The sequence below is a fragment of the Streptomyces sp. S3(2020) genome, from assembly GCF_013044505.1.
GTDB lineage: Bacteria > Actinomycetota > Actinomycetes > Streptomycetales > Streptomycetaceae > Streptomyces.
The window spans coordinates 1-15289 of the sequence record NZ_JABERD010000093.1 but is presented as its reverse complement, the minus strand read 5'-3'; the positions used below and the strand labels follow the sequence as shown (position 1 = coordinate 15289).

At 70.7% G+C, this 15289-nt stretch carries 9 protein-coding genes; 8 read left to right on the top strand and 1 reads right to left on the bottom strand.

Going from position 1 to position 15289, the window contains the following annotated elements; genetic code table 11:
• Positions 1 to 8 precede the first annotated feature (8 nt).
• The 8 genes from HLK59_RS26890 to HLK59_RS26855 all read left to right on the top strand — a co-directional run bounded on the left by HLK59_RS26890 (position 9) and on the right by HLK59_RS26855 (position 14676).
• Positions 9 to 3947, top strand: coding sequence for a condensation domain-containing protein (locus tag HLK59_RS26890; protein ID WP_171144101.1), 3939 nt, complete (start codon positions 9 to 11; stop codon positions 3945 to 3947).
• A 35-nt stretch (positions 3948 to 3982) separates the two neighbouring features.
• The gene (locus HLK59_RS26885) at positions 3983 to 7912 is read left to right on the top strand and encodes a non-ribosomal peptide synthetase (RefSeq protein ID WP_171144100.1); all 3930 of its coding nucleotides are present in this window, start codon (positions 3983 to 3985) and stop codon (positions 7910 to 7912) included.
• Complete coding sequence (locus tag HLK59_RS26880) at positions 7909 to 8088, top strand: MbtH family NRPS accessory protein (RefSeq protein WP_171144099.1); 180 nt, start codon at positions 7909 to 7911, stop codon at positions 8086 to 8088. The genes HLK59_RS26885 and HLK59_RS26880 overlap by 4 nt, the downstream gene beginning before the upstream one ends.
• A complete protein-coding gene (locus tag HLK59_RS26875) occupies positions 8085 to 8855 on the top strand; it encodes an alpha/beta fold hydrolase (protein ID WP_171144098.1) in 771 nt (256 codons plus the stop codon). The genes HLK59_RS26880 and HLK59_RS26875 overlap by 4 nt, the downstream gene beginning before the upstream one ends.
• The gene (locus HLK59_RS26870; RefSeq protein ID WP_171144097.1) at positions 8852 to 10129 is read left to right on the top strand and encodes an ATP-grasp domain-containing protein; all 1278 of its coding nucleotides are present in this window, start codon (positions 8852 to 8854) and stop codon (positions 10127 to 10129) included. The genes HLK59_RS26875 and HLK59_RS26870 overlap by 4 nt, the downstream gene beginning before the upstream one ends.
• Before the next feature lie 43 nt (positions 10130 to 10172).
• Positions 10173 to 11780 (top strand): condensation domain-containing protein, encoded by a 1608-nt coding sequence (locus HLK59_RS26865; RefSeq protein WP_240982661.1) that lies wholly within the window; start codon positions 10173 to 10175, stop codon positions 11778 to 11780.
• Positions 11781 to 11796: 16 nt separating this feature from the next.
• Positions 11797 to 13164, top strand: coding sequence for a serine hydroxymethyltransferase (glyA, locus tag HLK59_RS26860; RefSeq protein WP_171144096.1), 1368 nt, complete (start codon positions 11797 to 11799; stop codon positions 13162 to 13164).
• A 63-nt stretch (positions 13165 to 13227) separates the two neighbouring features.
• Positions 13228 to 14676, top strand: a complete 1449-nt coding sequence (locus HLK59_RS26855; protein ID WP_171144095.1) for a PLP-dependent aminotransferase family protein — start codon at positions 13228 to 13230, stop codon at positions 14674 to 14676.
• A 54-nt stretch (positions 14677 to 14730) separates the two neighbouring features.
• Here HLK59_RS26855 and HLK59_RS26850 read toward each other — a convergent pair.
• A partial coding sequence (locus HLK59_RS26850; protein ID WP_346779821.1) for a hypothetical protein occupies positions 14731 to 15289 on the bottom strand: 559 nt, incomplete at its 5' end.

The window sequence follows — 15289 nt, the reverse complement described above, 5'->3', positions numbered from 1 at the left end:
GGGACGTCATGGACACGGCGAATGACAGCACCGCGGTGGCCGTGGTGGGCCTGGCCTTCGACTTCCCCCAGTGCGACGACTGGGACTCGCTGACCGAGATCCTGCGCACCGGGCGCGACTGCATGGGGCCGATGCCCACCGCCCGCGCCGAAGCCACCGGCACCACCCGCTCCGACGACGACCAGGAGGGCGGCTGGATCGAGGACATCACGAGCTTCGACCACCGGTACTTCGGTCTCTCCCGCGCCGAGGCGGAGTTGATCGACCCCCGCCAGCGCAAGATGCTCCAACTCGCGGTACGGGCGATCGGCAACGCCGGTTACGCACCTTCAGAACTGAGCGGCCGTGATGTCTGTGTCTACACCGCCGGGTACGGCGGGATCGAACCGACCCTGCACGATCTGCTGCCCGAGGCCGACCGGCGCGAGGGCGCGGCCATCACCGGCAGCATCCACGCTTTCGCGGCCGGACGGATCGCCTACCACCTGGATCTGCGCGGCACCGCACTGGTCGTCGACACAGCCTGCTCGTCGTTCCTGGTCGCGCTCCACGAGGCGCGCTGGAAACTGGCGCGCGGCGAAGGCGAAGCAGCCCTGGTCGGCGGCTACGAACTCATTCTGGGCCGCCCCCCGCGTCGCCCGGACGGCACCGACGGTCTGGGGGTGCTCTCCGCCACCGGCCGCTGCCGCCCGTTCGACGAGAAGTCGGACGGCGCGACCTTCGGTGAGGGCGGCGGATTCGTCCTGGTCAAACGGCTCGCCGACGCGTTGCGCGACGGGGACACCGTGCACGCGGTGATCCGGGGCAGCGCCGTCAACCAGGACGCCGGGCGCAGCAACGGACTGACGGCGCCCAGCCCCGCGGGCCAGAGCCAGGTGGTCGCAGCCGCCTTGCGGGACGCGGCCGTGGACCCGGCCACCCTCGGTTATGTCGAGGCCCATGGCACCGGCACCCGCATCGGCGATCCGATCGAGGTCCAGGGGCTGACCGACGCACTGTCCGCCTTCCCGGCCGGTCGCTCTCCCGTCACGGCGTGTCCCCTGTCCTCGGTGAAGGGCAACTTCGGCCATCTGGACAGCATGGCGGGCTTCGCGGGTCTGGTCCGGGTCATCGCCCAGTTCCGGGCCGGTGAGATCTTCCCCACCGCCCACTACAGCGCTCCCAACCCCCTGCTCGACATGGATCGAGGCACACTGCGCATCGCCGACCGGTGCGAGCCGTGGCATGCCGGCGACACCCCTCGGCGCGCCGCGCTGAGCAGCTTCGGGCTCAGCAGCACCAACGCCCACATGATCCTTGAGGAGCACCGCGCCTCCGGGCAACCACAGCCGCAGCCGCTCCGGGGCACAGGCTGTTCGGCGGAACCGGCCGAGTACGTCGTCGTGATCTCCGCGCGCGACGAAGAGGGCCTGCGCCAGTACGCCACGCGGCTGCGGGACACCGTCACCGCCGCCCCCGACAGCTTCCCGCTCGCCGCCGCGGCCGATGTCCTGGCCCTGGGCCGCGTACACCCGGAGTTCTTCTTCCACCGGCAGGCGTGGAAAGTGCGCGACACGGCCGGGCTCCTCGACGGTCTGAACGCGTTCCTGTCCGCCACGCCCGCGGTCCGCTGTGCGGCCCCCGCTCGCGGCTCCCTCGTCCTGCTCCTCGGCTCGTCCACGGAGGCGGATCCGGCGCCGGAGGCCGCGCACCTGCTGGAACTGGCCGGTTCGTATCCCGGCTTCGCCCGTGTGCTGGAGGCGGCCCGGCGGCATCTCCCCGTCGAGCTCTGGACCCCTGTGCAGCGGCAGTTGCTCCGGATCGCCGGCCTGCAGGCACTCCTCGCCGATCTCGGCGTCACTCCGGATCTCGTCCTGGCGCACGGTGTGGGCGCGGTCGCGGCGCGGTACACGCGCGGCGCGGTGGATCTGCCGACCGCCCTGGAGCAGGCGGATGCCGAGGCGCGGGCCGCGGCACCCGACGCGGACCGACTGCGGGCGGCGCTCGCCGGGTTCGCCGACAGGACTGTCCTTCTCGACCTGGCGCCCGGCAGCGCGCTGGCGGCCCTGCGACATGAGTGGCGCGACCCTCGTTTCACGACCGTCACCGCTCTTTCGCCCGCCGACCTGCTCGTCGCATGCCACCGCCACGGCTTCCCCCTGGACTGGCGTACGGCTCTGGGGTCCCGGCCCCGGCGGCGCGTGGAGCTCCCCCTCGCCCCGTTCGCCGAGGAGTACTGCTGGCCGAGCACCGTTCTCACCGTGCCCGCGACGCAGACGGCGCCAGGTGCGGCACCCACAGGCGAGGCGCGGACCGCCGGCACCGACGCACCGACCCCGGAGGCCGCGGTGCTCGAGGCAGCCAGGGACGTACTCAAAGAGCCCGGGCTCGGCCTTGACGACGACTTCTTCGAGCAGGGCGGGAACTCCCTCAACGGCGTCCAGTTGGTCACCAGGCTGAACCAGCTCCTGGGCACCGAACTCGACGTACTGGAGCTCTTCGACTTCGGATCCCTCCGCGACCTCGCGGCATCGCTCGAAACCGCGAGGTCCCAGGCGCCTGCCCCAACCCCAGCGGTGGCAACGGCCGAGGCGGAGGAAGCGGCCGGCCCGGTCGAAGGGCCCCTCTCCGGACAGCAGAGCGCGATCTGGGCCGCCGTCCAACTCGCCCCCGAATCCGCCGCGTACAACGTGCCGGGCGCCTTCCTCCTGGACGGCCCGGTGGACTCCGGCTGGCTCATCCGGCGTCTCGAAACGGTCGTCCACCGCCACCCGATGCTCCGGGTCGGCCTGCGCGACGGCCAGGACGGCCCCGTCCAGGTGGTCGCCCCGCCCGAAGAGGCCCGGATCACCCTGGAGAACCTCGACGTCGACCTCCGGCCGCACACCGTGGCCGAGGGCCGCGCGCCCCTGCTCGCCCGGCTCAAGGACCTGGTCAGCCGGCCATTGGACCTGTACTCCTCAACTCCGGCCCGTTATCAGCTCGTTCGCGCCCGCTTCGCCGACGGCGACCAGTACGTCCTCGTCCTCACCTTCCACCATCTCTTCTTCGACGGCTGGTCCTGGCGCGTCCTGATGGACGACCTGAGCCAGGCCGACGCTCGTCCGGCACCCCGGAAGACATATCTGGACTTCGTCCGCGACCAGCGGGAGATGCTGGACGGGGCACGCGGACGGCGGCTGGTCGAGTTCTGGACCGAACGGCTCGACGGGGTGCCGACCGTGGCACTGCCCGCCGACGTCCCGGACGCCGACTTCTCCGAACCGCCCAGCCGCGGCGCGGACCTGCCCCTGATCATCGAGGCCGAACTGGCGGCCGCGCTGCGGGAGATCGCCCGCCGAGAGCGCGGCACTCTCAACATGGTGCTGCTCGCCGGGTGGATGGCGCTGCTGTGGAAGCTCGGGGGCCACCGTGATCTGGCCGTCGCCGGGCCGGTTCCCGGCCGTGTTCCGGGCCATGACGAGGTGATCGGCTGCTACGCCAACACCATCGTGGTCAGGGCCGCCCTGGTGCCCGGTGAACCCTTCGCCGTGCTGCTCGCGGCCGTCCGCGACGCCCAGTTGTCGGCGCTGTCGCACGGCGACCTGCCCGCGGACCGGATCATCCGCATCGCCCGGCCGCACACGGCCGAACCCGCGGCCACGACCAACTTCGGCTTCCAGAACGAGGTCGCGCCGATCACCGGTCTCGGCCCCGGCGGTCCCGGTGTCGAGTTGCTCGACGTCGACTCCGCAGCACCCACGTTCGCGCTCAGCGTCTCGGTCCTGGAGTACGGCGACGCCTTGTGGGCGCGGCTGAAGTACGCCACGGACCTGTTCCGTCAGGACACGGCCGCCTCCTGGCTGGAGGAGTACCGCACGCTCCTGCTGCGACTGGCCGACCTCGGCCCCGGCGCCACCCTGTTCGACCTGTTCGACTCGCCGCCCGCAGGCGTCGACTCGCCGGCGATGCCGGACTTCACGTTCTGAGCACCCGCAGGCCCGCGAAGAGGAGAAACCCGCACGTGGACACCACCACCGATTCGACCAGCCTCGCCTCTCGCGAGTTCTGGCTGCAGCGCCGGGACGGGCTACGCGAGGGAGCGCTCGCCACGGCGGAAGCCCTGGGCAGCTCGCACGACCCCCTCCCCGGCGGTCCAGGAACCGCCCGGGCGGCCCTCGCACCCGCCACCCGCGCCCACCTGACCCGGATCACCGGCGGCGAACCCCTGCTGTACTGGACCGCCGCCGCGGCTGCCGCCGCCCTCGTGCTGCGCCGGTTCGGCGCCGACGGCGCGGTCACCCTGCTGGCCGGTGCTCCCCTGGGCCACGGCCATCCCGTACACCTTCGGCCGAAGCCCGGGGCGACCTTCCGCGAGTGGCTGGGCAGCGTCCGGTCCGCGGTCGCCGAGACCCTCCCCCACGGCGCCGTCGACGAGGTCACCCTCAAGGACCTGCGGGAAGGGGACCTGGCGCTCAGCATCGGAGTTCGCCCAGGGACCTCTGCCCAGCAGGACGGCGACGAGACCGTGTCCCTCGGCATCGACGCCGAGGAGATCACGGTGACCTCCTCGCTGCTGCCCACCGCACGGCTCCGGGCGCTGGCGTCCGGTGTGGCCACGGTGCTGGAGCAGGGCCTGGCCGACCCGGATCGCCGCCTCGCGGACATCAGCGGTCTCGACGACGCCACCCGCCACCGGGTACTGGTCGCCTTCAACGAGACGGCGGAACTGAAGAGCGGCACACCATACCGCGAACTGCTGCTCGCCCAGGCCGAGTCACGTCCGGACGAGATCGCCGTCCACGACGGCGACGAGTCGTTCACCTACCGCCGGCTGTGCTCGGACGCCACGGCCGTCGCGCTACGGCTGAGGAGCGCGGGAGTCACCCGCGAGAGCCAGGTGGCACTGGTCGCACCGCGCAGCGCCTGGTTCCTCGTCATGGCCGTCGGGGTCCTGTTCGCCGGCGGCGCGTATGTACCGGTGGACCCCGAGATGCCCGCCGAACGCCGCGACCGGCTGCTGAGCGGCGCCCGCGTCGTAGTGACGGGGGACGAGGTGGAGGTGCCGCAGAATCCGGACGCGACCCGGCTGAGCCCCGAGAACCTGCGCGAGGAGGCCGAGTCGGCCGCCGGGACGTACGCCCCCGAGACGATCCGCAAGCTGCTCGGTCCCCCGGCCGCGCCCGCCGATCTCGCCTACGTCATCTTCACCTCGGGCTCGACGGGCACGCCCAAAGGCGCCGGTGTGGAGCACCACTCGTTCCTCAACCTGCTCGCGACCCGGGTACCGGACTACGGCCTGCGCCCCGGCGTGGAGGTCCCGCAGACCGCGCCTCTCACCTTCGACCTGTCCATCTGGCAGATGTTCGCGGGCCTCACCGCGGGCTCGACGATCTGTGTGGTCCCCGATGACGTGGTGCGCGACCCCGCGGCGCTCGCCTCGATGGCGGTCGGCCACCGCTTCGGCTGCCTCGCTCTGGTCCCCACCTTCATCGCCGTCCTCCTCAGTCACTTCGAGGACGAGCCCGGCTCCGCGGCGGCCGTTCGCGCGACCCTGCCGCGCATGATCGCCACGGGTGAGCCGCTCAGCGGCGAACTGGCCCGGCGCTGGCACACCGTCATGTCCGGGGTGGAACTGCTCAACGCCTACGGCCCCGCGGAGGTGGCCGACGACAGTACGGGTGGGCCGGTCACCGCCCACGAGGGGATGTACACCTCCATCGGAAAGGTGCTGCCCAACGTCCGCGTCCATGTTCTGGACACTGATCTTCAGCCCTTGCCACCGGGTGTCGTCGGGCAGGTCCACATCGGCGGCGAGAGCGTGGGCCGCGGCTACATCGGGCAGCCCGCACTGACCGCCGCGGCGTTTGTGCCCGACCCGTTCGCCCCCGAGCCCGGCCGGCGCATGTACCGGACCGGTGACCTCGGCCGGTGGCGGGCGGACGGCAGTGTCGAACTGCTCGGCCGGGCCGACAACCAGATCAAGCTTCGGGGCCGCCGGGTGGAACTCGGCGAGATCGAGCACGCCGTCGAGAGCCATCCCGAGGTGGCGCGCGGTGTCGTCGAACTGCTCAAGGACGACGGCTTGGAAAGGCTCGTCGCCTTCGTCACCACGCAGCCCGGCGGCGCTCCGACTGTCGCCGCGGTCAAGGAATCCGTCGCCGGCCGGCTGCCCGCCTACATGGTCCCCAACGAGGTGCTGCTGCTCGGCGAACTGCCGCGCAACCGAAACGGCAAGGTGGACCGCAAGGCGCTGCGCGCACTCGCCGCCGAACGCAGCGTGGACACCATCGCGTACACCGCGCCGCGCACCCCTCTCGAAGCCGTGCTGTGCGAGCTGTGGGCGAGCTGTCTGCGGCTCGAACGCGTCGGCGTCACGGACGACTTCTTCTCGCTCGGCGGCGATTCCATCACCGGTATCCGAATCACCCAGGCGGCCGGCCGCCGCGGCGTCGAGTTGCGTCCCCGGCACCTGCTGGAGCACCGCACCGTCGAGGCGCTGGCGAGGGTCGCCCGATGGCGCACGGCCGAGGCCGGCCGGCCCGCCGCCGTATCCCCTTCATCGGAGGCCGACCGCGGGTCCGCCCCGCTCACCCCGGCCCAACTGGCCTTCTTCGCACGCGAGGTGCCGCGCCCGGACTACTGGAACCACGGTGTGCTCTACGCCGTGCGCGGTTCGGTGACCACCGAGCAGGCCGCACGAGCCGTGCGTCTGCTGGCCGAGCGGCACCCCATGCTGCGAGCCCGGATCAACGTGGCGGGCGCCGATTCGACCCAGATGATCGGCGAAGAGGCCCCGCCCGTCACCGAGTTCGACCTGCGGGAGGTGGCGGCGAGCGAGGTGGAGGGCCGGATCCACGACTCGGCGACCGCACTCCACGCGGCCCTCGATCTGCGTACCGGACCGGTCTGCCGCGCCGGGCTGTTCCGGCTCGCGGACGGTCTGGAGGACCGGCTGGTCATGATCGTCCACCACACGGTGGTGGACCTCTACTCCTGGAACGTGATCACCGAGGAGCTCTCGGCGATCCTGCGCGACGGCGACGCCGGGTCGCTGGATCCGGTTGGCACCTCCTACACCGAATGGGCCCGCCGCCTCGCTGAACTCGTACGCGAACGGCCGGAGCGACTGAACGCGGACTACTGGCTGACCCGCGACTGGGACGCGTGTGTGCCGGTGGCGGACACCGAGCCGCAGGGCGTCGAGGGAAACACCCAGGAGATCACGTTCGTCTTCGACCGGGATTGGACCCGTCGGTTCACCGACGCGTCGACCGGCGCCGGACTGACCGTGTACGAAGGCCTGTTGGCCGCCCTCGGCACCGGGTTCAAGAACTGGCTCGGTGTCGACGGAGGCACCCTGCAGGTCCAGCTCGGCGGACACGGCCGGGAGGATCTGTTCGACGACGTCGATCTCAGCCGCACGGTCGGCTTCTTCAACACCGCCTATCCCTTCGCCCTGCCGATGCTCGCCGACCCCGCCGACGCCGGACAGGCGCAAGCCGTGGCCGGCCTGATCAGGGACATACCGGGCCGTGGCCTCGATCACGACCTGCTGCGCCACCTCCACCCCGACCCCGGGACGCGCGCCCGGCTCGCCGCCGTCCCGGTCCCCCAGGTGCTCTTCAACTACTGGGGCGAGCCCGCCTATCTGCACGCGGACGGGGCGGCGGGCGCCGGTACGGGCGGCGCCCCGGGCCCACTCGGCGATGTCCGGATCGACATCTCGGGCGACGACCGGCCCGCGGACATGCCCCGCCCGTTCCCGATCGAGATCTACCCCAGCATCGTCGACGGCCGGCTGACGATCCTGTGGCGCTTCAGCGGTGAGGTCTTCACCGCGCCCCGGATGCACGCGCTGGTGGACGCCTATGCCACGGCGCTGCGCACCACGGTTCCCGTATCCGAATCGTCCGACTCGAAATCGTCCGACTCGAAGGAGATGGCCCGATGACCCACGCCGTCGTGGTGAACGCCGAAGCCCAGTACTCGGTCTGGCCCGAGGCCAAGGCCCTGCCGAACGGCTGGGAGGCCACCGGATTCGCCGGGTCCAGGGATGAGTGCCTGGCCCACATCGCGCGGGTGTGGACCGACATCCGCCCAAAGTCCGTGGTCGACGGCGCCTCGTGAAGCGCACCGAACCCACTCCCGCGCTGTGGCGCTACGGCTCTTTCGAGGAGACCCGCGTCTACGTCCTGGCCCCCTTCGCCGGCGGCAGCGCGTACGCCATGGGCAACTGGCCCCGGCTCCTGCTGCGCGAGGACGAGGCCGCTCTGGTGCTCCAGTACCCCGGGCGCGGACCACGCGCCGCGGAGCCACAGGCGACGAGCATCACCGCCCTCGCCGACGAGGCCGCGGATGCGGTCCTGGAACACTCCACCGGCCCCGTGGTCCTGGTCGGCCACAGCCTCGGCGGGGTCCTCGGTCACACCCTGGCCCTGCGTCTGGCGGACGCCGGACGCCCGGTCGAACTGCTGGTCGCCTCCGCGGCACGGCCACCGTCCGCGGCACGCCTGGACGCCGACCAGGTCCTCGTCATGACGGACGAAGAGTGGATCAAGGAGATCACCCGGTACGGCGACTACGACCCCCGGCTGATCGAGGACCCCGACTTGCTGGATCTGATCGTGCCGGTCCTGCGGGCCGACTACCTGATGCTCGCCCGGCACATCCCCGAGAACCGTCCGGTCCGCTGCCCGGTGCTGGCCGTCGGCGGCGTCGACGACATCTGGGTGACCGGCAATCACCTGGACGCCTGGGGCGAGTGGACCACGGCTGCTCTCACCACCCGCACCCTGCCCGGCGGCCACTTCTACTACCGGGACGACCTGCCGACCCTGACCGGGTTGATCCACGGCGCCCTGGACGGCAACCACGCACGAGAGGTGTCCCGGTGAAACCACTGATCGTGGTGTACGACTTCGGTGCCGCCCAACCCGGCGACATCGCGGTGGGCCTGGGCGACTGGGCGACCTGGGTCTTCGCCGCCGAGCGCAACGACCACACACGGCACATGGCGCCGCTGCTGGAGCAGTTCGCCCCCCTCGTATGGATCGACTCGCTCGACCAGGCGGTGCAGGAGTTACAGGGCCACGACCCGGGCGGCATCGTGACCTTCAGTGAGAAGGCCCTGCGGCTCACCGGTGAACTGGCGGACCGGCTGGGACTGACCCAGCACAGCCCGGCCACCACCTCGATGCTGACGGACAAGTGGAAGCAGCGCAGCGCGCTGCGCGCGGCCGGGGTCGACTCCGTACGTTTCCATCGCGTGGACTCCGTCGCCGACTGGGCGGACGCCGTCGCCCACGTACGGCTGCCCGCGGTGCTCAAACCCGCCTTCGGAGGCGCCAGCCGCAACACCTTCCTCATCGACGACGAGGCGGCGGGGCTGCGCACCGTCGAGCGCCTGCTGTCAACCGGCACCCCCGGGTACGACCCGGACGGGGCCCTGGTGCTGGAGGAGTACCTGGTGGGGCGGGACTGCGCGCCGTTCGGGGACTACGTCTCGATCGAACAGCTCGTGCAGGACGGCGAAATCGCCGATATCGCCGTCACCGGCAAGTTCCCCATGGTGCCGCCCTTTCGCGAGACCGGAAGGTTCTGGCCCTCGCCGCTGGATCCCGAGGAGACCGAGCAGGTCTTCACCCTGGCCCGGCGTGCCGTGGCGGCGCTGGGCATCACCACCGGTCTGACGCACACCGAGGCCAAACTCACCCCCGACGGGCCCCGGTTCATCGAGGTCAACGGGCGGCTGGGCGGCGGTATCAACGAGCTCGCCGGCCGGGCCATCGGCAGGAACCTGATCGAGTTGGCCGGCCGGATCGCCCTCGGCGAACGCGTCACCGTGCCCGCGCTCCCGGCCGACCGGGTCGTCTACCAGATCACGCACCCCGCGCCCCGCGACGCGTGCGAACTGGTCGAGGTGACGGGCAGCGACGAGATCCGCGCGCTGCCCGAGGTGACCTTGCACCGCCCGTACGCCAGACGGGGCGCCCAGCTGGCGGGCGGCGTGCAGACCCAGGACCTCGATGTCGTCATCGGTGAGACCACCGGCCTGAAGGAACTCGCCGCGGTTTTCGAGGAAGTGGAGTCGCGGCTGCGGTTCACCTTTGCCTTCCCCGGCCGGCCCGGCCTCCGGACGGTCACCGCGGCCGAACTCGGCCGGCTGTGACGCCGGCCCGGATGCCACGACACCACGAAAGGTCAGCAGACACATGAGCGAGACCATCACCGAGGGGCCGGCCCAGCAGGGGCGGCCGACCGACGAGAACACACTGGCCCGCATCTGGGAAGAGGTCCTCGGCGCCCCCCATGTCGGCCCCGACGACGACTTCTTCTCCCTGGGCGGGGACTCGCTCCTCGCGGTACAGGTCATCGGCGCGGCCAAGGAACAGGGCCTGCGCCTGAGCCTCCTGGACCTGTTCAAGAACCCCACCCCGCGGGGCACTTGTGCCTCCTCCGCCGGGCCGGCCGATCCCGAGGAGGAGGACTGCGGCGACGACCTGCTCTCTCCGGCGGACCGGGCCCTGATCCCCGCGGACGCCGAGGCGGTCCATCCCGCGACCCGTCTCCAACTCGGCCTGATCTACGAGAACTTGCTCAGCGGCGGCAATCTCTACATCGACGCCGTGTCCCGTACGGTCACCCTCCCCCTCGACACGTCCGTACTGCGGCAGGCACTCGACCGCATCGCCCGCCGCCACCCGGTACTGCGCTCCCGCTTCGACCTCACGACCTTCAGTGAGGCCATGCAGGTGGTCGAGCGGGACGTCGCCGTACCGCTGGAGACAGTGGACCGGTCCGGTCTGGACGAGGCCACCGAAGCCGAGCAGTACGAGAAGACCATGCGGGATCTACTGGCGCCCTTCGACCCCGAGCAAACCCCCCTCTGGCGCGTGCACGCCGCGGTCACCGGCGACTCGCGTTTCCAGCTCTCCTACGCCTTCCACCACGCCGCGCTCGACGGCTGGAGCGAGTCGGTCCTCAGCAGCGAGCTGATCCGCATGTACGCGGCCCTGCTGCGCGGCGAGACACTCGGACTCGCCGAGCCCGCACCTGCGGAGGAGTACGTACGCCTGGAACGCGCGGCCCTGCGCGACGAGGAATCACAGCGCTACTTCGAGAGCCTGGGCACCGACACGGGGGCGGTACTGCCGGAGCGGGGCGACGGCTCGGGCGACCCGTTGAAGAAGATCAGCGCCCAGATACCGGCAGCGGACATCGAGCGGATCCACCGGCTCAGCGCCGACTGGGGTATTCCGGTCAAGAGCCTGCTGCTGGCGGCGAATTGCACGGCGCAGGCGGCCCTGGCCGAGAGCTCCTCGGTCACGATCGGGCTGACCGTGAGCGGCCGGACGGAGCGGGTGGGCAGCGAGCTGACGCTCGGGCTGTTCCTGAACACCCTGCCCTTCCGCCTGGACGTGACCGGAGTGTCCTGGCACACCGCGGCCCGGCGCGCCTTCGAGACGGAGAGCGCGCTGCTGGCCCACCGCCGGTTCCCCGACGCCGAAGTGCGCTCCCTGCTCGGCGGTACGCCCTTCACCACCGTCTTCAACTACGTGCACTTCCACGCCCGCGACCGGCTCCTGGACACCGGGCTGATCACCGCCGACGAGGACCTGCGCGACACCTCCAGCTTCCCTGTCCGCGTCGAGGTGATCAACGACCCGCGGGGCGTCGGCCACCTCCTGGAGATCACGGTCGACGAGGCCAAGTACGGCGTGGGGACGGCCGAAAAGCTGCTGCGGTATGTGCTGTCCGCGCTGCATCTGATGGCCGAAGGCCCCGAAGAACCGGCCCTCACCGGCCTCCAGAACGCGTAGAAAGCCGATGACCATCATGCCTTCCAGCCCTCTGGCCTCCTACGCGCAGCTCGGTGTGCGTCAATTGCACGACCAGGACCCCGAGTTGTACGCCCTGCTGGATCGTGAGCACCGGCGCCAGTCCGAGACGCTCGCCATGATCGCAGCCTCCAGTGTCGCGCCCCCTTCCGTGGCCGCCTGCGAGGGCACGGTTCTCGGCAATGTCACGACCGAGGGATATCCCGGCGCCCGGTTCCACGCGGGCTGCGAGGTGGTGGACGAGGTGGAGCGGCTGACGGTGCGACGGGCCAAGACCGCCTTCGGTGCCCAGTACGCCAACGTCCAGCCGCACTCGGGCAGTACGGCCAACCAGGCCGTCCTCTTCAGCCTCCTCGGTCCCGGCGATGTGCTGCTCGGGATGGAACTGAGCGCGGGCGGCCACCTCACCCACGGTTCCCGCGCCTCGGTCTCCGGGCGCTACTTCACCTCGGTGGGGTACGGCACCGACGCGTCGGGGCTGATCGATTTCGCTGAGGTCGAGCGTCTCGCCAAGGAGCACCGGCCGAAGCTGATCGTCTGCGGGGCGAGCGCGTATCCCCGCACGATCGACTTCGCCCGCTTCCGTGCGGTGGCGGACGAGGTGGGAGCTGTCCTGCTCGCCGACATCTCCCATATCTCCGGCCTGGTGGCAGCCGGACTGCACCCGAGCCCCATCGACATCGCCCATGTGACCACGACCAGCACGTACAAGCAGCTCTACGGACCTCGTGGCGGCCTCATCCTGATGGGCAAGGACGCCGACATGCCGGTACCCGGCTCTCGCAAGACCTTCGCCGAAACCTTCCAGAGCGCGGTCTTCCCCTTTCTCCAGGGCACCCCGCAGCTCCAGGCGATCGCAGCCAAGGGCCGGGCTCTGGCGCTGGCGGCTGAGCCCGGGTTCAGGGAGCTGGCCGGGCGCGTCCTCAACGGAGCCGCCACCCTGGCCGCGGCGCTGTCTGCCGCGGGCTACCACGTCCTCACCGGCGGCACGGACAACCACATGGTGCTCATCGATGTCAGCCGCAGGGGCTTGACCGGCGTCATCGCCGAGCAGGCGCTCGAGTCCTGCGGAATCATCGTGAACAAGAACAAGATCCCCGACGACCCGCACGGACCCGGAGTCACCAGCGGTCTACGGCTGGGCACCAACATCCTGGCCGCCCGGAGCATGGAGGGCGACGCCATCCGCCGGTGCGCAGCCCTCGTCGACCGCGTCTTGTCGTCCGTACAGGCAACCGGCACCTGCGAGTGGCACCTGGACGACGCCATTCGGGCCCGCGTCAGGGCAGAGGTCGCCGAACTGTGCGCACTCCACCCCCTCTCGCACCTGGGGCTCGCTCAGCCCCTCGAGGTGACCCGCCGTTGATCCCTTTGGCCGGCACAGGTTCGGACACGTTCGATTCGGAATCAAGTGAGATGGTGAAGGAAGATGTACAAAGAAGCACCATTTGCTGTCCTGGACGTTTCTGGCGACGGTTCGGCGGACCCGAAGCAGCCCCTGGGCACGGCCGCTGAGTCGCGGGTGCGCATATCAATGTCTGATCTGCACGAGTCCGTCGATGACCCGGCGCTGACCTCGATGACGTTGCTGAACGAGATCGCGGGCCGCTTCCCCGACGCGGTTTCGTTCGCAGCAGGTCGCCCCTATGAGGGTTTCTATGATCTCGATGACCTGCCGCGGTATCTGTCGGCATTCGAGAAGCACCTCGCAGGGAAGCGCACGCTGACACCGGCACAGGTGCGCCGGACCTTCTTCCAGTACGGCCGGACGAAGGGCCTCATTCACGACTTGATCGCCAGCCACCTGCAGCTGGACGAAGGCCTGACCGTGGATCCCGAGTCCGTTGTCGTGACCACAGGCTGTCAGGAGGCCATGGTCCTGGTCCTGCGCGCGCTCCACCGCGATACCCGCGACGTGGTCCTCGCCGCGACGCCGTCGTATGTCGGATTCATCGGCGCGGCCCGGGTTGTCGGCATGCCGGTGCGTGCGGTCAACGAGGGCGCGAGCGGCATTGACCTGGCGGACCTGCAGCGGCAAATTCACGCCGCCCGAGCCGAGGGACTGCGGCCGCGAGCCTGCTACGTCGTCCCTGACTTCGCGAATCCCAGCGGCGTGAGCATGACAGTTGCCGACAGGGCTGCGCTCCTGGAGCTGGCTGCGCGCGAGGACCTGCTGGTGTTGGAGGACAACCCTTACTCGTTATTCCAGCTCGGTGGTACTAAACCACCCACATTGAAATCCATGGATACAGACAGCAGGGTCATCTATCTGGGCTCGTTCGCAAAGACCGTGTTCGCAGGGGCCCGTGTCGGCTATGTGATCGCAGATCAGCTGGTCGTCGATGACGACCGGCGCGAGAGCCTGCTCGCCGATCAGCTGGCGAAATTGAAGAGCATGGTCACGCTCAACACTTCGACTGTGGCTCAGGCCGTCATCGGCGGATACCTCGTCGAGAACCAATGCAGCCTTGAGCGTGCCACCGTGCGCGAGGTCGATGTCTACCGGCGCAACCTCCGAGCCGTCTTGGAGGGCCTGGAGAGTCGCTTCGGGTCGGCACAGCCTCATCATGGCGCGGTCTCCTGGAACGCCCCGCGGGGCGGGATGTTCGTCGTCCTGTCGCTGCCGTTCCGTGCGGACGACGAAGTACTCGAATATTCAGCCTCGAAGTTCGGCGTCCTGTGGACCCCGATGCACCACTTTTACGCGGGATCCGGGGGCCTACAGCAGATCCGCTTGTCTTTCAGCGTGCTCTCACCCGAGGAGATCTCGCTGGGCCTGGACCGCCTGAACAGATTGATCGACGACCTGACTCTGCGGGCAGATCCATCCCCGGGCAGCCGGTCGCGGTACTTGAAGGCAATCACGTCGATCACCTGACGGTGATCTCGCCATAGCCTGGCCGTCCGTCGGACGCGGTGCCGGAGGGCGGCTTCAGCAAGGGCTGATCGGGGCGTCCTTCGAGAGGCCGAAGTGGGTGCGGGCCGCTGCCTCCAAGCCCGCGGACGACATCGGGTCCTGGGCCCCGCGCTCGGCGAACAGACCGAAGTGGCTCTCCGTCCACTGCGCGTACCCCGCCCCGTCCGGCGGCTCCTGCCGGGACACGACCCGGTAGCCGGCACCCGCGCGCCGCTCCAGCAGCACCACCTGCGGATACGATCCGCCGCTGCACTCCACCAGGGCCCGGTCCCGCACCCCGTACTCCATGCACAGGGTGTTGACGCCGGCCCGGACCCGTCCGTCCCGCTCGGCGAGCTCCAGCGCCTCCGCCCGGCAGAACCAGCGCGCCCCGCCCGCCGGCCCCCCGCCCCCCCCTCCTGCCGGGCGCCCGCGCCGCACCCCGCCGCGCCGGGACGCCGGGCACGGCCCGGCGCCCCGCCCCCGCCCCTCGGCCCCGGGGTCCAGCCCCGCCCCCGGGCCGCGCCAAGCGGAGCACCGAACCCCCCGGGGCACCCCCGCGCGACGCCCGCGGCCCCGGCCACCCGCGCCGTGC

Bases quoted from the DNA above. Each gene is read 5' to 3' on its own strand.
- HLK59_RS26890 (WP_171144101.1), top strand. From the start codon at position 9: ATGGACACGGCGAATGACAGCACCGCGGTGGCCGTGGTGGGCCTGGCC.
- HLK59_RS26880 (WP_171144099.1), top strand. From the start codon at position 7,909: ATGACCCACGCCGTCGTGGTGAACGCCGAAGCCCAGTACTCGGTCTGG.
- HLK59_RS26865 (WP_240982661.1), top strand. From the start codon at position 10,173: ATGAGCGAGACCATCACCGAGGGGCCGGCCCAGCAGGGGCGGCCGACC.
- glyA (WP_171144096.1), top strand. From the start codon at position 11,797: ATGCCTTCCAGCCCTCTGGCCTCCTACGCGCAGCTCGGTGTGCGTCAA.
- HLK59_RS26855 (WP_171144095.1), top strand. From the start codon at position 13,228: ATGTACAAAGAAGCACCATTTGCTGTCCTGGACGTTTCTGGCGACGGT.